A 22,650-nucleotide genomic window follows, 5' to 3' on the forward strand; every position below is an offset into this window, starting at 1 on the left:
AACTAAGAAAGGTGCTTAATCTGATGTATTTATTCGCAATACATGCCTATTTACTGCTATCTCATAATTAAGTAGTCTTTTGCCAGACCAGCCCATCATAGCTCCCCTTCAATTTTTTAACTTGTAAATGGCAATAATCGGATTGTCATCTTCTCCCATTTCATCAAGAAGACGCATTAATTCGACTTTCTTCTCCGGGAATTTAACTTTGGCATCTTTTATCGTTGCCTTCAGTTTATCTACCTGAACTACATCAATAATCGAATAAACATGTCGATCATCAATATAGCGGAATCCGCCCATATTAACACCACCGTCTATGTCATTTGTTATCCCGGGAGTATATAGTGCAAACCAACCACCTATCTTATCAGAAGATTGGCTCCAACTCTTCACATCTCCCGTTTGCTTATTGAAGAAACTATACCACCACCTTTTTCCATAAACATAAGTAAGCAACAAAAAATCTTTGGTCTCTGCGATAGCCATAGTTTTCTCGCCTGCTTTGCCGACTTATTTGATACTCGGAAACAGGTAACTTATACCGTCCCAAATTTAAATGATAACGGGGAAAGATGGAGTCCAGACTTACTCCATAGATTGTATCGTTAATTACAGAATAAGCATTATAGGAATTATCATAAAACCAATGCCGTGGTCTATCAATCATCACAAACTGAGGACAATTCGTATAAAAACTCGATCCGAGATAAGGGCTTTGATTTGTCACAACAGTACCATCAGCTCCTACAATACAAACAGTAGAAACATATTGAGGAAAGAGTTGACCTTCCGGTATAAAACCAGGATAACAAACAATGTTATTATTCAAAAGATCAAAATCAGCAGATGCACTCATCAATGCCTCAAAATCTTTGGACGGAACTATCTTTTGAATAAATTGATTATCATGTACCCGATATACAAAAAAACCACTACGATAAGCAGCTTTTACATATACAAGACTATCCGTAGCTGAAAAACCAAGTATTGTATTTGTTTCTCCCGGCCCTTGTCCCAACTTTCCGAGTGAACGAATATAAGTTCCATCTCTACTAAACATTTTTATTAAAGAATTCTCTCCATCACTCTTTACAAAAAGGAAGTGAGGAGTTAATTGTATTTTAGAAATATAGCCTATCAGCGATTGATCGGTTGTTTCAGGTTTAATATATTCCACATCCTCCATAAACAGACTCATCGACAGCTCTTCACCACAGTCGGAAAGATGATCAGCTAAATTGATTTCACGAAAGGCCTCTACGTGGAACTGCGTATCACTGGCAACAGATGATTGATCATTGTTCTTCCTGCTCTGGCAAGCAATAAAGATACAAAACAGACCTAATATACAACTCAAAGACTTATGCATATCATTAATTCATATCGTTTATGAAAAATCACTAATCAACATCGTAATCTAATCCTTCAAAACATGAACGCCCCAAACAGTACATTCTGCATCTTTATAAAAGAAATTTCTTCCAAGGTGTAAAATCCTTATCTGTCAAGAATCGATTTTAGCCTTTCTTTATCATAATGGCCAAACCATATTCTCTAACTTTGCATTGATTTTACTTATTTATATTTACAGATCATCAATATATCATTGTCATCTATACTCAATCGGGATGCAATATCCTTCAGCTCCCCCTTCAACCCGCCCGCTTGATATTGCTCAATAAGCCTTTCCGCCCCAAACATACTTATACCATAATTTTCTCTATCAGCAGACTGAAGCATCATAGTCGGCACAGGCCTTTCTATATCGGAGGAATAATTAGAATCATACATTCTCCATTCCGCAATCTTGCCTGTATGCCTGTTTAACACAAGCTCAGGAGCATCCGCCATAGGAGACATGGGAGCAGAAGGATTATAATACATCGGAATTATTCTAAAATACAAGTATGAATCGGTGTATAATTCACAAGCGACAATGACCGGTGAATCTGACGCATATACCGAAGGAGTCTGCACGGCGATAGGAACCAGCTTGTGATGACGATAGCTGTAAATAGTATCCAAAGCATAGTCGGCAATCAAGAAAGCATCTCCATTTTTTATCAACGGGGTTATGAGAAAAAGGACCTGATCTCTATAAGCACCTCCGGGAAACTTGACGATCTCTGTATGCACCTTCTCACTGATAGGTTTATCCACAGCAATCCCGATGGAAGACATCTCTCCGCTCTGTTTATCGATCAGATAGTAAGGATGCGTATCCACCTTTTTCTTTTTGCGAAAGTCATAAAACCGATTATAACCTATCAGATAATCCTTATCATAATTATACAGATCGATAAATGTGCAATCCTTCATAGGCAAAGCATGGCTACGTTTATACCGTCCATCAAAAGAATAAATATATATCTTTTTCCTGAACGAATCATAGATGTATATTTCTTGCATGCCAAAATCGGCATCCCATGCGGTTATAGAACTGTACTCTTCAGCAGATCCTCCTCGCCGGTTAAAAGTCCACAAGTACCTCCCTTTTCTATTAAAGAAAAAGATATTGCCATTATCAACACCACTTGCGACAGTTATATAATCATCTGAAATCCGAAAAGCGGAACAATCCGACGCAAGCAGTGAATTTCGTGTCGTTTCTAAAGGAACATACTCTACATCGGCAACATCATGTATATTCACTTTCTCAACAGGATATTCACAAGTAACATCTATGACACACAAAGAGGAATCCATGTCATTAGAAACCTTTTCTTTAGTATGAGAGCAACTACATGAAATGAGAAGCAGAAGCCATAAATAGATTTTATCCATAAACCTAAATTTTACAAGTATTATTATACTTACTGATTACATCCAAAGAATCTCAGGTTACATACCGTTATACCAGATCTTTCGTCTAAAATATATTCCGTTTCAGTCTTTCAATTTATAGAAAGCAATAATCGGATTGTCATCCTCTCCCATTTCATCAAGAAGCTTCAATAATTCGGCCTGCTTCTCAGGGAACTTGACCTTAGCTTCAGCGATGTTGCGCCTCACCTGATCCAAATTGTCCGGTGTGATTGCGAAGTAAAGACAGTTTTCGCCTACATTATAGAAGTCTTTGAACGATTGAGAACCGTCAACATCATTCGTTATTCCCTGTGCATCAAGTATGTACCAATGGACAGCTTTAAAAGGAGTTTGCTCCCAAGAATCGATCTTCTCCGTTTTTTTATCGTATCGGCTGAACCACATCTTTTTATTAAACCAAAAGCTAAAAAGAAGACATTCTTTAGTTTCATAAACACTTTTCATTAGAACAAAATCTCCCCAACCATAATCACGAGTAGGATCATATCTTCCGGAAGGCAATTTATATTTTCCAAGAGAAAGATGGTAACGGGGAAAAATAGAATCGCAAGTAATGCCGTAGATCGTATCATTAATAAACGAATAAACGTTACTTCTTCCACGATAGAGCCAAGATGGATCAGAAGATAATTGTACTATTTCCTTATCACCAGAAGATAAGTAAGGGATTTGCTCCATCAATGTCTCCCCTTTTCCATTCGCAACACAAGCGCTTATGAATGTCTTACTATTATCAGGCGAATAAACAGTACCGGGATAATAAACCAAACAATCTCCCACTACATCGATGGCCCTACTAAAAAAAACAGGCCATTTTAAAGGAATTTCCTTGACGAAGCTGTTATCCCGCATATCATAGACTGTCAGGCTACCATTACGGCTGAACGGATAAATAAATACCAAACTGTCACTGACTGTGAAAAAGTCAATATTAGCTATCTCTCCGGGGCCCTGACCTACACGACCGATTTTACGGATAAACTTTCCCGAAGTATCAAACATCATGACATGATTCTGATTTCTTGAATAAATAAAGACAAACTTCTCCGTCCGCTTTAGCTGCTTTATATCACCGACTAATATATTATTCTGCGTTTCCAGCTTCACATACTCTACATCTTTCACGATGTCACTCAGCAGTAAAGGCTTGCCACAATCTTTCAGGTTGTTAGCAAGATCAATGTCTTTAAAGGTTTCCTCAGCCGATAAAGCGTTATCATCCACCATATCTGGAGAAGAAGGCTTGCTGCCACAAGCAGCAAGAAAAAACAATACCAAAAACAATGCGATACAATCTAACTTCATAGGACGATAATTTATAGGTTACTAATAGTTGGATTTAAGTTTCCCAATCATAAGAATGTCATTATCATTTTCGTGTAAACTATTTCTTAGATTAGTGACTCGTTTACGTATTTCAGGCTTTAAATCAGTTTGGGCAAGAACTTTATCTAAAGCATCCATCAGTCCAAGAGGTTCGTAAGAGATACAGACATAACCGTTCTGCATTACCAAATAAGGATAAGATAAACCTAAAAGAGGATCAGTAAAGCGATCAATGCGCCGTACATTGCCATCTTTTTTCGAAACGCAAACATTAAATGTAGTCAGACGGACGGGAGAAGCACTTGAAGAAGTATTATTAGGATATAATGTAACACGTGCCCAATAGCTTTGGGGTATTTCATATAAAATAGTCGCAACTCTTCGATTTGCAGCAACAACATAATCTAATGTAAAACAAGGTATTATTATATTCCTTTTAGTATCATAATGATACAAGGTATCAGGACGAGTACGTAACCCCGGATCTTCAAATATTGAAAAAGAAATCGCATCCACATTCCGACATGCCACTAAGCCATTACTGTAATCTCCAATTAAACCGTAATGATTTACAGGAATCCGATGCACGATATCACCCTCCCTATTTTGCACCCAGCACACATTGTTACTAATTGCAAAATTGGAGTTCTCATTCTCAGAAAATGGCAAACCCACTACAGTTACATGCTTTTTATCATGGTCCATCCAAATACAAGGCTTATGTACTATTTCCTTGAAATGGATAGCTTCATCTGACAGATAATTCCCCTTCAGGTCATAAGTAAGTATTTTATTTGCTCTTCCTGCACCTAAGTAAATACGTTTTTGCTTTTCATCTATCATACAGGAATGTATCGTTTTGTACTCTCCAGGACCCTGTCCTATACCACCAATATCCGCCACGTATTGACCTTTACGCGTAAACAACTTAATAGGAGATATAGCGTCTGGATTCAGCAAGATATAATTATCTGTCACAAAGATCCCAAATGGATAAGTTTTAACAAGAGCCTCATCCCTATTCTCTAATTTAATGACTTCATATGACTCCACTAAATCACTCAAAGACATCACTGTCCCTTCTGCTTTCTCCACCATGTGCAAATCGACAGAACGGAAAGTAGAATCTTTTATTATATCCCCCTCTTTGGATACAGATGAAGAGCAGGAAGCAAACATTGCAACCGAAAAAAGAAAGAGAAGCGGATATAAAAGGTATCTTGTCTTCATATAAAAATAGATTTTGGCTGAAAGTAAAAAACTACTTTTCACAAAGCATACTACAAGATACGAATTATTCGTAGAATGTTATTCTATTAAGGATATGTTAAAAAGCATCTCCTTCAAAATTCTTCAGTCTTTCAATTTGTAAATGGCAATAATTGGATTATCATCCTCGTGGACATTTTGCACGATCTATCAATATCACATATACTTGAGAACCTTCAGTGGTTCGCCTGATAGCATTTAGAGATACAATCGAAATTTATAAATTACTTATAGTTATTGTTTCAGTTTTCCAATGATAAGAATGTCATTATCATTCTCGTGCAGACTATTTCGTAAATCGGTGGCCCGTTTACGTACGTCAGACTCCAAATCTGTTTGGGTAAGAACTTTATCTAAAGCATCCATCAGTTCAAGAGGATCATAAGAGATACAAATATATCCATTATTCATCATCAAAAAAAGATGAGATAAACCTAAAAGAGGATCAGTAAAGCGATCAATGCGCCGTACATTGCCATCTTTTTTCGAAACGCAAACATTAAAGGCTGGTAAACGAACAGAAGAAACACTTGAGGAAAGATTATTAGGATATAAAGTGACTTGCGCCCAATAACTCCTTGAAGTTTCATATAAAACAGTGCAAGCACTTTGATTTTCAGAAACAACATGATCTATTGTAAAGCATGGAGTTATTATATTCTTTACCGCATCATAGTGATACAAAGTATCAGGACGAGTACGCAACATGGGTACTTCAGAAATAGAAAAAGAAATCGCATCCACATTCCGACGTGCCACTAAAGCATTACTGTAATCTCCAATTAAACCGTAATGATTTACAGGAATCCGATGCACGATATCATCCTCCCTATTTTGCACCCAGCACACATTCTTACTAATTGCAAAGTTCGAGTTCACATTAGCAGAAAAGGGTAAAGTAACCACAACTACGTTTTTTTTATCATAGTCCACCCATATCTGAGACTTATGTACTATTTCCCCGAAACGAATAACCTCATCCGGCAGATAATTCCCCTTTAAATCATAGACAAGCACCTTGTCGGTTCTTCCCGGACCCAAATAAATACGGTTTTCTTTCTCATCCACCAACCATGAAAATAAATATAAATACTCTCCCGGACCTTGACCTACTCCGCCAATATCAGCCACATATCGTCCCTTGCGCGTAAATAGCTTAACAGGAGATACAACGTCAGCAGGTCGCAACAAGATATAATTATCCGTCACATATACACCATATGGATAGGTTTTAATAAGCGCCTCATCCCTATTGTCCAATCTAATGATTTCGTATGATTCCATTAAATCACCCAAAGACATCACTGTCCCTTTTGTCTTCTCTATTATACGCAAATCAACAGAACGAAAGGCGGAATCTTCTATTATATCCCTCTCTTTGGGTACAGATAAAGAGCAGGAAGCAAACATTGCAACCGAAAAAAGAAAGAGAAACGGATAAAAAAAATATCTTGCCTTCATATAAAATAGATTTTAGTTTAAAACAAAAACATACTGTTCTAAAAAGCATGCTGAAATATACGAACTATTCGTAGAGTGTTATTCTTTTAGGAACATGTTTATTAACACTATTAACAAGATTTTCAGGTGATGAATAGGGTGCGAACAGGTTCTTAACTTCCCGGATGTACGAAGTTAATATCCTCCCTGTACGAAGTTAACTTTAACACAATGTTAAAGTTAACTTCGTACAGGGAGGATATTAATAGCATATTCTGCTGGTTATTAATCTATTAGGAAAGAGATGTAATAAACAGATAAAATCTGTCGATCGTGTGAGACAGAGTGGAGTCGACGTAATACTTACTCTGATAAGTACAGAAGAATGATGATCACCGGAAAAGTTTATCGATCTCTTCTTCTTTTATGGTAGTCAACACCACACGACCATCCGGCGTATAGTTGGGCGAAGGACAGGCAAACAGATTATCGACCAAACTGACCATCTCTTCATTACTCAGCACCTGCCCATAGACAATGGCAGCCGCGCGGGCAAGGGTCAACGCAAGGATATCCTGAATTTCTTCTTTGACATCGTTGCCTTTCTCCATAGCGGTATGCAACATGCTGCGCACCAAATCGACCGGATTCAGTCCGTCGATGCCTGAAGGTACTCCGTTAATGGCATAACTGCCTCCACCAAGATCGCTGAGATCGAAACCTACCGCAGATAAATCGTCCATAATGTCTTGCAATACGGCTGCCTCAGAAGCCGGAAGTTGCAGAATTTCGGGGAAGAGAACGCCTTGTGAGAATCCCTGCTTCTGCTGAATCTGGGCACGATAACGGTCAAAGAGCACCCGAACATGGGCCCGGTGCTGATCGATCAGCATCAATCCGGACTTTACAGAAGTAAGAATGAAACGTCCCTTGAACTGCAAGTGCTGGGTCCCCTTCTCCATTATGGCCGACTCACCGGCATAAAGAGTTGCAGGAGCGGCTGTAACAATACTTTCCTCTTCAATTACCGCAAATTCTTCCGGTTCGGGATCGGGTTCGGCGAAAGGCTGATTCATCTTACTGGCTTTCTCAAGACCACCGTACAAATCTTCCCAGTCCACTTTCGGACGGGAGTAATTGCCACCGCCGGAAGAGGGCACCGAAGGTTTGAATGGATTGAAATCGGAATTGAAATGCACCTTAGGCGGCGCAGGAGGCAAGTTCTGTTCAAATGCAGGGATATCAGGCATGTCTTCCGTATCGAAATCGATAGAAGGGACGGCATTGAACTTGCCCAACGACTCTTTTACCGAGGCAGAAAGAATCTGCCAGATAGCCTGTTCGTTCTCAAATTTGATCTCTGTTTTGGTAGGATGGATATTGACATCGATGTTGGCAGGATCGACTTCAAAATAGATGAAATAAGAAATCTGTTCGCCTGCGGGAATCAACTGTTCGTAAGCATCCATCACCGCTTTATGGAAGTAAGGATGACGCATGTAACGGCCATTCACAAAGAAATACTGATGGGCACCTTTCTTACGGGCTGTTTCGGGCTTGGCCACATAACCTGAAACCTTCACCATCGTAGTGTTCACTTCCACACTGAGCAATTGCTGATTGAGCTTCTTACCAAAAATAGAAAGAATACGTTGCCGCAAATGGCAGGCGGGAAGATTGAACAGTTCGGAGTCATTGCTATACAGTGAGAAAGCAACCTCAGGATGTACCAGGGCAATACGTTCAAATTCGGCCAGAATATTACTCAACTCGGTAGAGTTGGCCTTCAGGAACTTACGCCGGGCAGGAATATTGAAAAAAAGGTTCTTAATGGAAAAGTTGCTTCCTTTGGGACAAGACACTGCTTCCTGACTCTCCACTTTGGAGCCCGCAATGATAATCCTGGTCCCTAACTCTTCGGATTCGGGACGAGTCTTCAGCTCTACCTGAGCAACGGCGGCAATGGAAGCCAGCGCTTCACCACGAAAGCCCATCGTGCGAAGAGCAAACAGATCGGATGCCTCGCGGATCTTTGAGGTGGCATGCCGCTCGAAAGAGAGGCGTGCATCGGTTTCGGACATTCCCTTACCGTCATCAATCACCTGTATACAGGTCTTGCCTGCATCGGTAACCAATACATGAATATTTTGTGCCTCAGCATCGATGGCATTCTCGACTAACTCTTTGATGACAGATGCCGGACGTTGTATCACCTCTCCGGCAGCTATCTGGTTGGCAACCGAATCGGGTAATAAATGAATGATATCGCTCATAATAGATTTAGCTTTGACTGATTAATTTATAGGACTTAGAAAGACCAGCTACCGGTCTGCAAATAATGCCATAGAAAAATAAGCAGGGCAATGATAGCCAGAATGACACCCAAATGAGCAGGCTTACGCCCACTCTCCTTACGACGCTTCAGATGTGTGGTGCCTTCGATGAACTTTCCGCGAATATCTTCCGGAGAAAATTCTTTTTCGGGTAACATTCCCAAATCACGCTTGGCATCTTCTTCCATTTTCGTCAATTTTTCTTTCCGCTCGTCCACATAGATATATTGATGATTGAATCCACGCGGCTTTCGTACATTGAACATTCCCATAGCTATTTCATATTAATTATTTCACGTTTAGGACCACTGATGACCTTGCGCTCTGTTTTACGTAAAGCCTCACCTGCCTTTTTCCCTCTCCAGTTGAAAATGTCTTCCTTATTCAAGGGACGGACATAATCAAACCAACTGAAAGTGGGCAATTTCATTTTGTCGGGCGGAATCTGATCCATTGGATAAAGCACGCAATTAGACTGAGGACTCATAACCATTTTTTTCATTTTTCTATCTCTAAGAAACAAATTAAGCAAACTTGTTTCAGAGGTATTCATACCAATCATCGTACTGTCCTTTTCCTCGGGATAATAAATTAATAGTACATTCCCTATCACATCTATTTTGCGTGCCTCACCCTCGGCAAAGTAGGCTTTGATCTCTTTTCCTGAGATCTGATTAAAATGAATGGAGTCTTTCTGTTCCACCGTGAGCGCCTGATTGATGATATGAGCCCAATCAATCGTACTGTCGTTCATATATACCTTAACCTCTTCTCCCAGCAGTTGTTGCCCTTCGTTCCAAATAATAGGATCGCGATACATGGTAAGGCAAGAGTCTTTCGTATTAAAGACCAAAGAATCGCAAACGCCTTGCAGATCAGCGCTGTACATACGTACCTTATGAAAAGCGCGCATCTCACGGAAAAGGGAGTCGGTGTCGAGATTATAGCTATTCATCAGTAACGTATCGGCATGCATAAAGAGGCTGTCACCCCGTGAATAATCCACGGCAACAGCTCGCTTGGTGGCAAGAGCATTCTGCTTCAACTCGTCATAATAACAATAATCACCGGTAAGCATGTTCTTATTGACAGTGTCGTTCATCTGGACATTATCGAACGCCTCACCATAACCCGCTTTACGGTCATAGAAAAGGCTGTCACCGGTCAACTTCTTACCTTCATTGGTCAAAACCGAACGGTCGAGCAGTTCGGCTTGTCCGGAAACGGTATTGTAAATGCCCCGCTCGGAATAGATATGGTTCTGATCGCTGACAATATTGGAGGGTCCCAGAATGGTGGCAATCTTAGTATTCGTACTATACTTCAGGGTGTCGGAAGTAAGCACGAAACGGGGATTCACGAGCTTGACATCATGGTTGAAAACAGAAAGTTTAGTGGCAGGACTGTACTCACCCCAGTCGGAAGTCAACACATTTTCTTCATCCATCAACGTACCCCCATCAAAATAGTAACCCAAATTGTACAAACGGTCATAATTCAGGCTGTCTGTCAACAAGGTAGTATTCCGGTTGATCATTTTCACATTCTCACGCAGTTGCGCTATCTGAGTCATGCCGTCATAAAACAAATAGTCACCATAGATGAAAAGAGTATCTCCCTGCTCCATACGCACATTGCTGAATGCTTCGAATGAATTCGTTTTTTCGTAAATCAAGGCACTGTCACAATACATGTACATGCTGTCGTGACGCAACTTGACCGAGCCAATCAACACCTGTACATCAGGGCGGGCCAGTTTATCAGCTTGTCCCTGATCGGCATGGAGCAAGTCGACACGGGTCTTTTTATTTCCCGTTGGCTTTTCCGGTTCAGCCTTCTTCTCCTGTTGTGGCTTCTTGTCGTGCTGCGGTTTCTTGTCCTGGGCCACCAGAAAACATACGGCAAACAGGCATAGAATACCCGCTAAGAGAAATCTATGCCTGCCGTGGAATTTATGTTCTTTGTTTAATCTAAACATATCAAATCAGGATCAGTCTTTTTTAATCCAGCCCGGATATTTAAAGTCACAACGCTGCCATGCCGGATTAATACGCACATACGTATGTTTTTGTTTTTCAACAATCCATTTTTGCAACGCCTCTTCACGACGTTTGTCGAGCACAATCTCTTTCAGGTTCTGGTAGTCATCGGTGATAGTGGCCTTGTGTCCATTGATGCGTGCCTTCAGCTTAACAATAGCACAAACTTCCTTACCATCTTTGGGGTTGACCATAGTGAAGGCTTTGGAGATCTCACCGATATTCATCTTATCTACCACTTTAGCTATCTCCTGCGGCAAATCCTGCATCTCGAATTTAGCAGTCTGATTCATCGGATTCTGCATCAGACCGTGATTGTTGCGTGTGTCTTTATCCTGAGACAAAGCAGCGGCTGCCTGATCGAATGTAAACTTATCGCTACGAATATCGTTGGCAATGGAGTCAAGACGTGCATTGGCTTCATTCAACTCCTTATCCGATACTTTGGGCTTCAACAGGATATGACGGGTATTGATACGGTCGCCACGTTTCTCGATCAACTGGATGATATGGAAACCATACTCGGACTCTACGATCTTAGATATCTTCTTGGTGTCCTGCAAGTTGAAAGCGACATTAGCGTATTCGGGCACCATCTGACCTTTACCCATAAAACCGGTTTCACCACCTTTGATGGCAGAACCGCGGTCCTCGGAATACAACAGGGCAAGCGTAGAAAAATCACTTTCGCCTTTATTGATACGGTCGGTATATTCACGCAAGCGTCTTTTCACATCCTCTATTTCAGAGATGGGCACTTTAGGTTGCTGTGTGATGATCTGCACCTCTACCTGAGTAGGGACATAAGGGATACTGTCCTGAGGAAGATCCTTAAAGTAGCGGCGCACTTCGGCCGGAGTCACTTTGATATCACCTACCAGCTTCTGCTGCATTCTCTGTACAATCAATCCGTCACGGGCATTCTCGCGCATGGCTTCGCGGATCTGCGTAGAAGTCTTGTTAAACTCAGCTTCCATCCTTTCTCTGCTACCCAAAGCCTGAATATAGTTATTGATCTGATAATCGACACGCTGTATCACTTCCGATTCAGGAACTTCGATACTATCGAGCACAGCCTGGTGCATATAAAGTTTCTGTACCGCCAACTCTTCGGGAATCACACAATAAGGATCACCATCAAACTTACGCCCCTCATACAAAGCGGCCAGTCGTGCTTCTTCCACATCGGACTTCAGGATGGCTTCGTCACCAACGACCCAAACCACTTCGTCAATCACATTGTCCTGCGCATAGGATGCCACGTTAGCAACCAGTGCCAGGGCAAACATAACAACAAATTTAAAGTTCACAAACTTCTTCATTCTGTGTATTTAATAATTTATAATCTTCTTTCTTTTTACTGCACGTTCGTACAAGTCGTCCTTTACTTGTTTCATAAAATCAACCCGCTTGATATTGACAAGCATATCTTTAACTTTCGGTTGGGCAAACTCGTAAGGTTCCTGTTCGCCTGCCACACGAAAATCGCTGATATTCAGAAAATAGTAGAATGCCGTATCTTTCAGTTCGATATGACGGTTCTTATCCATATAGGCTTCCGGGGATTCCGCTTTCAACGGGATCATATCAAGTACATCGGCCACCCGCACCCATTTATCATAAAAATACTCATACTTCACAGCATTCTGCAAACTATACTTCTCCAAATGCTCAACGGCATCCTGAGTCTCCGTCTTATACCACTTACGGACATTTCCCAGTTGGGGAGCGGTAAGGGGAACCTTGATAAACAGACCTTTCATCAACGGACGGTCCAGTTTAAACAGTTCTTTGTTCTTTTCGTAATAGTCTGCTATTTCCTGTTCGGGGATCTCGCCCGACAATTTCTGGCTGATTAGTTCTTGTTGATAAGTATGCATGATCAATGCTTTCCGGTAATTTGCGACCAACTTATCGATTTCGCCGTTGTCAGGGATATTGCTTTGCGCCTGGTTAAACAACAAAACGTCTTCAACCCAGCTACGAATGTAGTGCTCGGCGAAAAGAAGACTGTCATCTTTCGACAAACCAGCGGGGAACACGGCCTGAAGGTCCTCTTTGTACAAAAAGTTTCCATCGACCTCTACCAAAGGAGTCTGTCCTTTGTGATCATGCTTGTCAGTACACGACACACAGAAAAGGAGAGAGATTAGCAGAAGGCCCGTTTTTCGCATTGTCAACTGAATTATACTTAATTTAAGGTACGAAGATAATACAATAATTCGTTGCTTCAGTGATTATTAACCGTTTTTAAAACCTCTTGGTTAATTTCAACCTTAGCGGAAGCCCTGAGACGCTCTGCCCAAAGTGCATCCAGATGATTCTGATAATCTTCGATCAAACGGGAAACAATCTCTTTGTAGGACTCCGGACCTTTCTTTTTCTCACCCAAAACAACGGTAAAAGGATAGGACTTTAATGGTTCGAAGTCTCCTTTTTTAAACACTAACTTATCGACAAAAACATTGTCACCTTCGGCAAAGGTCCCTTGTTCTATCCGGATGACAGCCGGTGAAGCAGAGGTATTAAATGTCAGGCGAATGGCATCTTTCCACTCTTCTTCCGGAAGTTTTTTCAGAAATTTACGGGCGCTCTTCAGCGTTTTCTTATGGGTTCCGTGCAACACCGCACCTCTGTAGCGGGGTGAATCCCAGTTGTAATCGGTCCGGTGCTCCTTGAAGAAGTTCTTCAGTGCAACAGAATCTGCCAGGCTGACCTGATGGGTTTCCCGGCGGGTAATAGCGGCCAGCAGCAAATGATCACGATGTTCTTGCAGTGTCCTGCGGAACTCAGGATGTTTCTGCTCAAGGCGACTGTTCTCATAATCGAGAATTGATTTTACCACAAAAGCATCCAACTGCCTCTTTGTCCCCATGGGATGGGCAGCGGCAAACCGCTCAAAGTCCTTCCCTGTAAAGTTTTTACCGTCCAGCGTAAAAAGAGTACGGGAGGTCTTGCCTTGAGAAAGCAACTCTTCCATCGCCGCTTTGTCCGGAGTATACCGATAGCTCTCCTTCAGTTTGTTTACCAGGATTTCGGTTCCTTTATCCGCACCCGGACGATGGGACAGTTTACGGATTAGTCTGTCCCGTATCTGTTCAAATGGAGGGAGTTCGCGTCTGCCCGTTACTTTGACGATATGAAGTCCTTTAGGAGTAAAAAACGGCTGGGAATATTCGCCATCCTTCAAAGAGAAAGCGACCTCCTCAAATTCCTGTGGTGTCTGCAACCAACTGATCCAGGATTCTGCCTTATCATCAGAATATTGGTCTACCAGAGTCTTGAAATCGGCATCGGGATTTGTCTTCAATACATTGTAAAGAGAATCCATTAAAGCCTGCGCCTCCCGCAAATGATGGGGCAGGGCCGTCTGGGGAAGATAACGGAAAATATGCATAACCCGGACCTCGCCGGCTATGGAGCGGCTCTTCATCTGATCGTAAAGCTTTCTGGCACAGGCTTCCTCTGCAGACGAATCTGTAAGATAGGATTTAGATAATGAACGATGGTAGTTGTCCATCTCCGCACGAAAGGCAGAGAGAGTATCCAACCCCGCTCTCTGTGCCGCGTGCAGTTTCAACTTCTTATCGACAAAGAGATCAACACAAACCTTCAAGGCTTCTTTCCCGGATACTCCCGAAGGCTTATTCCGATGATAGAAAGACTCAAACTCCGAGCGGGAAATGTCTTGTCCATTGATCCGCATCAACACAGGATCTTGCCGGGCATAGCCGGCAATAAACCCAAACAAACAGGTCAGTGCACCAACCAGAATCTTCTTCATACCATTCTACGTTGAGATATTCATATCGGAATAAAATAAATCGAGTTCACTACAAAGGACACGGATTAACACAGATTGATAATTTATCTCATTGATATTGAAGATTAAAAAGTTCTGTGTTAATCCATGTAATCTGTGGTGGAACAGCAACCAGACGGCAACGGCCAAACGCCCGATAAACAGGCTGTTATTCCGGACGACTGTAATTAGGCGATTCGCTTGTAATCGTCACATCGTGCGGATGGCTTTCCATTACTCCGGCATTGGTGATGCGAGTAAACTTGGCATCATGCAGTTTCTCGATATCAGGAGCACCGCAATATCCCATACCGGCACGCAAACCACCGGTCAGCTGATAAATCACTTCATATAAAGTTCCTTTATAAGGCACACGGGCAGCAATGCCTTCCGGAACCAACTTCTTCACATCCATCTCGCCACTTTGGAAATAGCGGTCTTTCGAACCATTTTCCATCGCTTCGAGAGAACCCATACCACGGTATGACTTAAACTTACGTCCATTGAAGATAATCGTCTCGCCCGGACTTTCTTCTGTACCGGCAACCAATGAACCGATCATCACACAGTATCCTCCGGCAGCCAGAGCTTTCACCACATCACCCGAATAGCGGAGTCCGCCATCGGCAATCAAAGGGATACCTGTACCTTTCAAGGCTTTGGCTACATCATAAACAGCCGAAAGTTGCGGTACGCCTACACCGGCAACCACACGTGTCGTACAAATGGAACCCGGGCCGATACCTACTTTTACACCGTCAGCCCCGGCTTCCACCAAGGCCTTGGCTGCATCGCCCGTAGCAATGTTACCAACCACAATATCAATATTGGGATAACGTTTTTTCGCTTCGCGCAAGGTGTCGATCACTCCCTTTGAGTGTCCGTGAGCCGTATCGATCACGATGGCATCCGCACCGGCATCCACCAACGCCTGCATACGGTCGAAAGTGTCGGCAGTCACACCTACACCGGCAGCTACACGCAGACGGCCTTTCGAATCTTTGCAAGCCATAGGTTTATCTTTGGCTTTTGTAATATCTTTGTAAGTAACCAGCCCGATCAGTTTTCCTTCTTTATCGACTACCGGCAGCTTCTCAATCTTATGGTGTTGCAGAATTTGCGCAGCTGCTTCCAGATCGGTAGACTGATTGGTGGTAACCAGATTTTCTTTTGTCATCACCTCGTCGATACGTTTATCCATGTTACGTTCGAAACGAAGGTCACGATTCGTTACAATACCAACCAAATATCTATTGTCATCCACTACCGGAATGCCGCCGATTTTGTATTCGGACATCAGGGCGAGAGCATCACGTACGGTAGACCCTTGCTTAATAGTCACAGGATCGTAAATCATACCGTTTTCAGCACGCTTCACAGTAGCCACCTGCTTAGCCTGTTCCTTAATGGACATATTCTTATGGATCACGCCAATTCCCCCCTCGCGCGCAATGGCAATGGCCATCTTGGCTTCGGTAACCGTGTCCATGGCGGCAGTTACAAACGGAATCTTTAACTCAATGTTTTTTGAAAACTTTGTCGAGAGATCGACAGTGCGTGGTAAAACTTCAGAATAAGCGGGGATCAACAATACGTCGTCATAAGTTAATCCATCCATTACAATCTTATCGGCAATAAATGACATAGGGCTATGCGTTTAAAAATTATTGCGTGCAAATATACAGTTTTTATTCAAGACTGCATAAGTACACGCAAGTTTTTTTTCGCTTTTTTAATTAGCCATTTCGGAGATAAACTTGATACGAACCAGACGGACTTCTTCTTCGGTAAATTCGTCCCCGAGTTCATCAAGAGCGTCGTCAATCTTATCTGTTGTCGACTCTTTGAAGTAATCGTAGATGTCGAGCATGTGATCTTCGTCCATGATCTCATCCAGGAAGTAGTCGATATTCAACTTAGTACCCGAATAAACGATCGCTTCCACTTCATCCAGCAATTCGCTGAACTCAATGCCCTTGGAAAGCGCGATATCATCCAGAGCCACTTTACGGTCGATGGCTTGAATAATGGCCACTTTCATCTTCGACTTGTTGGCGACAGTGCGTACCCGTAAGTCCTCCGGACGTTCAATCTCATTCTCTTCGCAATGTCTCTTAATCAGCTTGCAGAATTCTTCGCCGTAACGTTTGGCTTTTCCGGCACCTACGCCCGGGATATTCTGAAGTTCTTCGAGCGTCACAGGATAGATAGTAGCCATCGCTTCAAGAGAGGGATCCTGGAAAATCACGTAAGGAGGCACTTCCAGTTTCTTCGATAACTTTTTCCGGAGATCTTTCAGCATAGAATAAAGAACCGGATCGACTGCGCACGAACCTCCACCTCTTGCCGGTGTTTCTTCTTCCACTTCTTCAAAGTCATTGTCCTCGGTAATCTTGAATGACTTGGGATGTTTAAGGAATTTCTTTCCTGCATCGGTCACTTTCAGCAAACCGTAGTTTTCTACATCCTTACTCAGATAACCGGCTATCAACGCCTGACGAATCACGGCATTCCAGGTTTTGTCTTCTTCTCCCATTCCTGATCCGAACACTTCCAGATCTTCATGTAAGTGTGCCTGAACTTCAGACGTTTCGCGTCCCTGCAGGACATCAATAATATAATCTGCCTTAAAATTTTCTTTTACCGCTATGATTGTTTCGATCACAGCACACAATAATTCTTGAGCCTCCACTTGTTTTTTAGGGTTTAAACAGTTGTCACAATTTCCACAATTTTCTTCCGTGTACTCTTCGCCGAAATAATGTAGTAATGTCTTACGGCGGCAAACGGAAGATTCAGCATACGCAGCAGTTTCCAACAGAAGCTGCTTGCCAATTTCTTGTTCTGCCACAGGTTTGCCTTGCATGAACTTCTCGAGTTTCTGCAAGTCTTTGTTTGTATAAAAGGTAATGCACTGGCCTTCTCCGCCGTCTCTTCCGGCGCGGCCTGTTTCCTGGTAATACCCCTCCAGGCTCTTTGGTATATCATAGTGGATGACGTATCGCACATCGGGCTTATCAATTCCCATTCCAAATGCGATAGTAGCTACAATTACGTCGATCTTTTCCATCAGGAAATTGTCCTGATTCTGCGTTCGCGTTGCCGAATCCATACCTGCATGATATGCACGGGCATTGATCCCGTTGGCTTGAAGTATCTCAGCAAGCTCTTCTACCTTCTTCCGGCTCAGGCAATAAATGATGCCCGATTTTTCCGGATTGTTCTTGATGAACTTTATGATGTCCTTATCTACATTCTGAGTTTTAGGACGTACCTCGTAATACAGATTCGGACGGTTGAACGAAGACTTGAAGACGTGTGCATCCACCATTCCCAAGTTCTTCTGAATATCGTGCTGCACCTTCGGCGTGGCCGTTGCGGTCAGCGCAATAAGAGGTGCTTTTCCTATTTCATTAATAATCGGACGTATCCTGCGATATTCCGGGCGGAAGTCGTGTCCCCATTCGGAAATACAATGTGCTTCGTCGACAGCATAGAATGAAATCTTTACTGACCGCAGAAACTCCACATTCTCTTCTTTCGTCAACGACTCGGGAGCAACGTATAACAGTTTTGTTTTTCCGGCAAGAATGTCAGACCTCACCTGATCAATCGCACCCTTGTTCAAAGAAGAATTAATGAAATGAGCCACACCGTCTTCTTCACTGAAGTTGCGCATCGCATCTACCTGATTCTTCATCAGCGCGATCAGCGGAGAAATCACAATGGCCGTACCTTCCATTAATAAAGAAGGCAACTGATAGCACAGAGATTTTCCACCGCCGGTAGGCATCAGCACAAAGGTATCATTACCATCAAGCAAATTCTGGATGATCGGCTCCTGGTTCCCCTTGAAATTATCAAATCCGAAATACTTTTTCAGTTGGTCTGTCAAATTAATCTTCCCTGCCATCTTAATATAGGTTGTTTTATTCAGTTCATGGTTTAACTTAAAAACACTCGCTTTGCTTGGAAAGCGCTCTAACAAAGTTATAAACAACTTCTTAAATATCAAGCATAATCAGACTAATATTTTTCAAGAAAAAACGGACCTCACCTCCATTATTGCCCTTACCTTTTGATTTTAAGCAGTTTGCAATCTCGCAAGATTTGCTTTTTCGAGCTGATGCTTCGCATAATCCAGTGTCACTTCATATTCTTTCTGGTTTTCAGAAGGAATCTCGAACATGACATCCATCATAATTGTCTCCACGATAGAGCGCAATCCGCGGGCACCCAGTTTATACTCCACTGCCTTGTCGACGATATATTCGAAGACTTCGGGCTGGAAGATCAACTGCACACCATCCATTTCGAACAACTTGATGTATTGTTTGATAATGGAATTCTTGGGTTCGGTCAGAATGGCACGAAGTGCATTCCGGTCGAGCGGGTTCAGATAGGTCAGCACCGGCAAACGGCCGATAATCTCCGGAATCAGTCCGAATGACTTCAAATCCTGCGGTGCGATGTATTGCATCATGTTGTTTTTGTCGATAGTAGCCGTCTTACGGGAAGCATTGTATCCTACGACATGGGTGTTGAGACGCTGGGCAATCTTTTTCTCGATGCCGTCAAACGCTCCTCCACAGATGAAAAGGATGTTTTTCGTGTTTACGGGAATCATCTTCTGGTCGGGATGCTTACGTCCTCCCTGAGGCGGGACGTTGACCACAGAGCCTTCGAGCAGTTTAAGCAATCCCTGCTGTACGCCTTCACCGCTGACATCACGCGTGATGGAGGGGTTGTCTCCCTTACGGGCAATCTTGTCTATCTCGTCGATGAAGACAATGCCTTGTTCTGCCTCGGGCACATTGTAATCGGCCACCTGAAGCAGACGGGTGAGGATACTCTCGATATCTTCGCCTACATAACCGGCTTCGGTCAACACGGTCGCATCCACTATCGTAAAGGGTACATGCAACAGTTTGGCTATGGTACGCGCCAAAAGGGTTTTACCGGTTCCGGTGCTGCCCACCATAATGATGTTCGACTTTTCAATCTCCACATCATCACCGCTGTCTTTCTGCAACAGACGTTTGTAGTGGTTATATACCGATACGGCAAGAAAACGTTTGGCATCGTCCTGGCCAATCACGTACTGGTCGAGGAAATTCTTTATTTCTACCGGTTTGGGTAGTTCCTTTAAATTGAGTCGGGTAGCTCCCGCGCTCTGTTTGCCGGCTCCCATGGCTTCCTGAGTAATCTCATAAGCCTGGGTCGCACAGCTGTCGCAAATGTAGCCGTTCATCCCTGTAATCAGGAATCCGACTTCATTCTCCGAACGGCCGCAAAAGCTACACCTTTTTTTATTATTCTTTGATTCAGCCATGTTTATTTCTTAATCAACACTTCGTCAATCATACCATATTCTTTTGCTTCCTGGGCGGTCATCCAGTAATCACGGTCCGAATCGGCCCATACCTTGTCAAAAGAAGTACCCGAATGATCGGCAATAATGGTATAAAGTTCTTTCTTTAATTTTTGTATTTCGCGGGCAGTGATTTCAATATCCGAGGCTTGTCCCTGCGCGCCACCCATCGGCTGATGAATCATCACACGTGAGTGAGGCAGCGCCGAACGTTTGCCTTTGGCACCGGCCACCAACAGTACAGAAGCCATAGAAGCTGCCATACCGGTACAGATTGTAGCCACATCACTCGAGATGAACTGCATCGTATCATAAATACCCAGCCCGGCATAAACCGATCCGCCCGGAGAGTTGATATAGATTGAGATATCTTTACCCGGATCTACCGAATCAAGATACAGCAACTGTGCTTGCAGCGTATTGGCCGTATAGTCATCAATCTGTGTACCGAGGAAGATAATGCGGTCCATCATCAGACGTGAGAACACGTCGAGCTGAGTGACATTCAGTTGTCTTTCTTCCAGAATATAGGGATTCAAATACCCGGCTTGCGATTTAATCACATCGTCCAGCACCATTGCATTCATACCTAAATGCTTGGTTGCGTATTTTCTAAAATCATCCATTGTTTTACGTTCCTTTCTATTATTAATAATGTAACTGCAAAGAAACAAAAAAGAACACAGAGACACAAAAAAACACAGAGTTATAATTCTATAAAAACTCTGTGTTTCTGTGACTTTATGTCCTGTTCAAAAGAAGAGCTTATTCAAACATCTTATTGAATTCTTCCATTGAAACGGTTTTGTTCTCCAATGTAACCTTGCCTTTCAGTGCAGCGGCCAATTTGGTTTCTACTACGCGGTTCACCAAACCGTCGATGCTTTCTTTCTTTTTCAGCATCTCTTTTGCGTAGTTTTCGAGGATATCATCGGGTATAGTCAGCATACCGTATTGAGCAAACTGAGCTTTTGTAGCTTCTTTCGCCATGTTGATCACGTCGTCCTGCTCTACCTTGATATCATTTTCTTTCACCAACTGTTCCTTAATCAGGTGCCATGTCAGTTCTTCGATGCTCTTATCGTAGTTTTCGTTTACGAATTCTTCGCCTTTGTCTTTGTTGTTCATCAACATAACGCGTTTCAGCAGTGCATCCGGGAATTCCAGCTTACCTACTTTGTCTGCCAATACCTTGCGGACATCGATCAGGAATTTATAATCGCTATCGGCAACGAACTGGGCTGCGATGCTTTCTTTTACTTTAGCACGGAATTCTTCTTCTGTCTTCACTGCGTCTTTGCCGAATACCTGATCGAAGAGTTCCTGATTCAGTTCACCGTTTACGAAACGGGTCACTTCTTCTACCTGGAAGCTGAAGTTCGATTTTACTTCGGCAGCAGCTTCTTTGTCGATCTTCAGCAGTGATGCGATTTCAACAGCATTGCCTTCGTAAGCAGCATCCGGATTGAATACCAGTACGTCGTTTACTTTAGCGTTTGCGAAGATAGCCTTCTGCTCGTCGTTCTTCATGTACGAAGGCATCATTACAGCACCTTCTACCTGAATACCACCTTCTTTCGTGTTGCCTTCTTCATCAAGTTCGGCCAACAGACCTTTCAGCATATCGTTTTCTTCGTATGCCTCTACTTGTTCGTATTTTCCGTTACGTTGAGTATAAGCTTTAATCTGGTTTTCTACCATTTCGTCAGTTACCTCGATTGTATAGTAGTCTACCTTGTCCTGGCTGCTAACCTCAGCTTTGAACTCCGGAGCTAAAGCGATATCGAATACAAATTCAAATTCTTCCATTGTATCGAAATCGATATCCGGCTGCTTTTCTTCGTTAGGCATCGGTTCGCCAAGGATGTTTACGTTATTCTCCTTAATGTATTCGTATACTTTCTCAGAAAGCAATTTGTTCACCTCGTCGGCAATGACTGACTTACCATACATCTTCTTCACCAAGCTCATAGGAACCATGCCCGGACGGAATCCCGGAACCTGAGCTTTCTGACGGATGTTCTTCAACGATTTGTCTACCTGAGGCTGGTAGTCAGCTTTTTCAAGCTTCACGGTAAGCAATGCGCTTACTTTGTCAATGTTTTGTAATGAAACGTTCATTCTGACAATTATTTATTTGATTTATACTTTATTCTATACTCAAACGAGGGTGCAAAATTAGTGCTAATCTTTCAAATTTCAAAAAACATTGCAGAATTATTTCATTTGCAGAGAATCGCC

The 22,650-nt window shown here is 42.7% G+C and carries 17 protein-coding genes; all 17 read right to left on the bottom strand.

Annotated features, from left to right (window positions below; all coding sequences use genetic code 11):
* Positions 1-108 precede the first annotated feature (108 nt).
* The 17 genes from QK890_RS18585 to tig all read right to left on the bottom strand — a co-directional run bounded on the left by QK890_RS18585 (position 109) and on the right by tig (position 22,530).
* Positions 109-489 carry a hypothetical protein gene (locus QK890_RS18585; RefSeq protein WP_233481210.1) on the bottom strand — a complete coding sequence of 127 codons (381 nt, stop codon included), beginning with the start codon at positions 487-489 and terminating at the stop codon, positions 109-111.
* On the bottom strand, positions 422-1,372 hold the full coding sequence (locus tag QK890_RS18590) for a 6-bladed beta-propeller (protein WP_233481211.1): 951 nt from the start codon (positions 1,370-1,372) through the stop codon (positions 422-424). Before QK890_RS18590 ends, QK890_RS18585 begins: the two co-directional genes overlap by 68 nt.
* Before the next feature lie 206 nt (positions 1,373-1,578).
* Positions 1,579-2,787 (bottom strand): 6-bladed beta-propeller, encoded by a 1,209-nt coding sequence (locus QK890_RS18595; RefSeq protein ID WP_032541166.1) that lies wholly within the window; start codon positions 2,785-2,787, stop codon positions 1,579-1,581.
* A gap of 102 nt (positions 2,788-2,889) precedes the next feature.
* Entirely contained in the window at positions 2,890-4,134 is a 1,245-nt protein-coding gene (locus QK890_RS18600) for a 6-bladed beta-propeller (protein WP_032541165.1), read from the bottom strand.
* Between the two features lie 21 nt (positions 4,135-4,155).
* Positions 4,156-5,385: a 6-bladed beta-propeller gene (locus QK890_RS18605; protein ID WP_032541164.1), complete on the bottom strand. Its 1,230-nt coding sequence runs from the start codon at positions 5,383-5,385 to the stop codon at positions 4,156-4,158.
* Positions 5,386-5,658: 273 nt separating this feature from the next.
* Positions 5,659-6,885: a 6-bladed beta-propeller gene (locus QK890_RS18610; RefSeq protein WP_032541163.1), complete on the bottom strand. Its 1,227-nt coding sequence runs from the start codon at positions 6,883-6,885 to the stop codon at positions 5,659-5,661.
* A gap of 371 nt (positions 6,886-7,256) precedes the next feature.
* A complete protein-coding gene (mutL, locus tag QK890_RS18615) occupies positions 7,257-9,137 on the bottom strand; it encodes a DNA mismatch repair endonuclease MutL (RefSeq protein WP_005782324.1) in 1,881 nt (626 codons plus the stop codon).
* A 35-nt stretch (positions 9,138-9,172) separates the two neighbouring features.
* The gene (locus tag QK890_RS18620; protein WP_005782322.1) at positions 9,173-9,469 is read right to left on the bottom strand and encodes a hypothetical protein; all 297 of its coding nucleotides are present in this window, start codon (positions 9,467-9,469) and stop codon (positions 9,173-9,175) included.
* A 2-nt stretch (positions 9,470-9,471) separates the two neighbouring features.
* Positions 9,472-11,175, bottom strand: coding sequence for an OstA-like protein (locus QK890_RS18625; RefSeq protein WP_032541162.1), 1,704 nt, complete (start codon positions 11,173-11,175; stop codon positions 9,472-9,474).
* Positions 11,176-11,187: 12 nt separating this feature from the next.
* Positions 11,188-12,558, bottom strand: a complete 1,371-nt coding sequence (locus QK890_RS18630) for a peptidylprolyl isomerase (protein WP_005811273.1) — start codon at positions 12,556-12,558, stop codon at positions 11,188-11,190.
* Between the two features lie 9 nt (positions 12,559-12,567).
* Complete coding sequence (locus QK890_RS18635; protein WP_005811274.1) at positions 12,568-13,410, bottom strand: peptidylprolyl isomerase; 843 nt, start codon at positions 13,408-13,410, stop codon at positions 12,568-12,570.
* Positions 13,411-13,466: 56 nt separating this feature from the next.
* Entirely contained in the window at positions 13,467-15,020 is a 1,554-nt protein-coding gene (locus QK890_RS18640) for a peptidylprolyl isomerase (protein WP_220576093.1), read from the bottom strand.
* Positions 15,021-15,207: 187 nt separating this feature from the next.
* Positions 15,208-16,683 (bottom strand): IMP dehydrogenase, encoded by a 1,476-nt coding sequence (guaB, locus tag QK890_RS18645; protein ID WP_005811276.1) that lies wholly within the window; start codon positions 16,681-16,683, stop codon positions 15,208-15,210.
* An 87-nt stretch (positions 16,684-16,770) separates the two neighbouring features.
* Positions 16,771-18,951, bottom strand: a complete 2,181-nt coding sequence (gene recQ / locus QK890_RS18650) for a DNA helicase RecQ (RefSeq protein WP_005811277.1) — start codon at positions 18,949-18,951, stop codon at positions 16,771-16,773.
* A 171-nt stretch (positions 18,952-19,122) separates the two neighbouring features.
* A complete protein-coding gene (clpX, locus tag QK890_RS18655) occupies positions 19,123-20,370 on the bottom strand; it encodes an ATP-dependent Clp protease ATP-binding subunit ClpX (RefSeq protein ID WP_250712297.1) in 1,248 nt (415 codons plus the stop codon).
* Positions 20,371-20,372: 2 nt separating this feature from the next.
* A complete protein-coding gene (gene clpP, locus QK890_RS18660) occupies positions 20,373-21,035 on the bottom strand; it encodes an ATP-dependent Clp endopeptidase proteolytic subunit ClpP (protein WP_005782306.1) in 663 nt (220 codons plus the stop codon).
* 139 nt (positions 21,036-21,174) lie between these two features.
* Positions 21,175-22,530 carry a trigger factor gene (gene tig, locus QK890_RS18665; protein ID WP_005782303.1) on the bottom strand — a complete coding sequence of 452 codons (1,356 nt, stop codon included), beginning with the start codon at positions 22,528-22,530 and terminating at the stop codon, positions 21,175-21,177.
* Positions 22,531-22,650: the final 120 nt, after the last annotated feature.

The sequence above is a fragment of the Bacteroides sp. NGMCC 1.200775 genome (assembly GCF_040798045.1).
In the GTDB taxonomy this organism is placed as follows: domain Bacteria; phylum Bacteroidota; class Bacteroidia; order Bacteroidales; family Bacteroidaceae; genus Bacteroides; species Bacteroides hominis.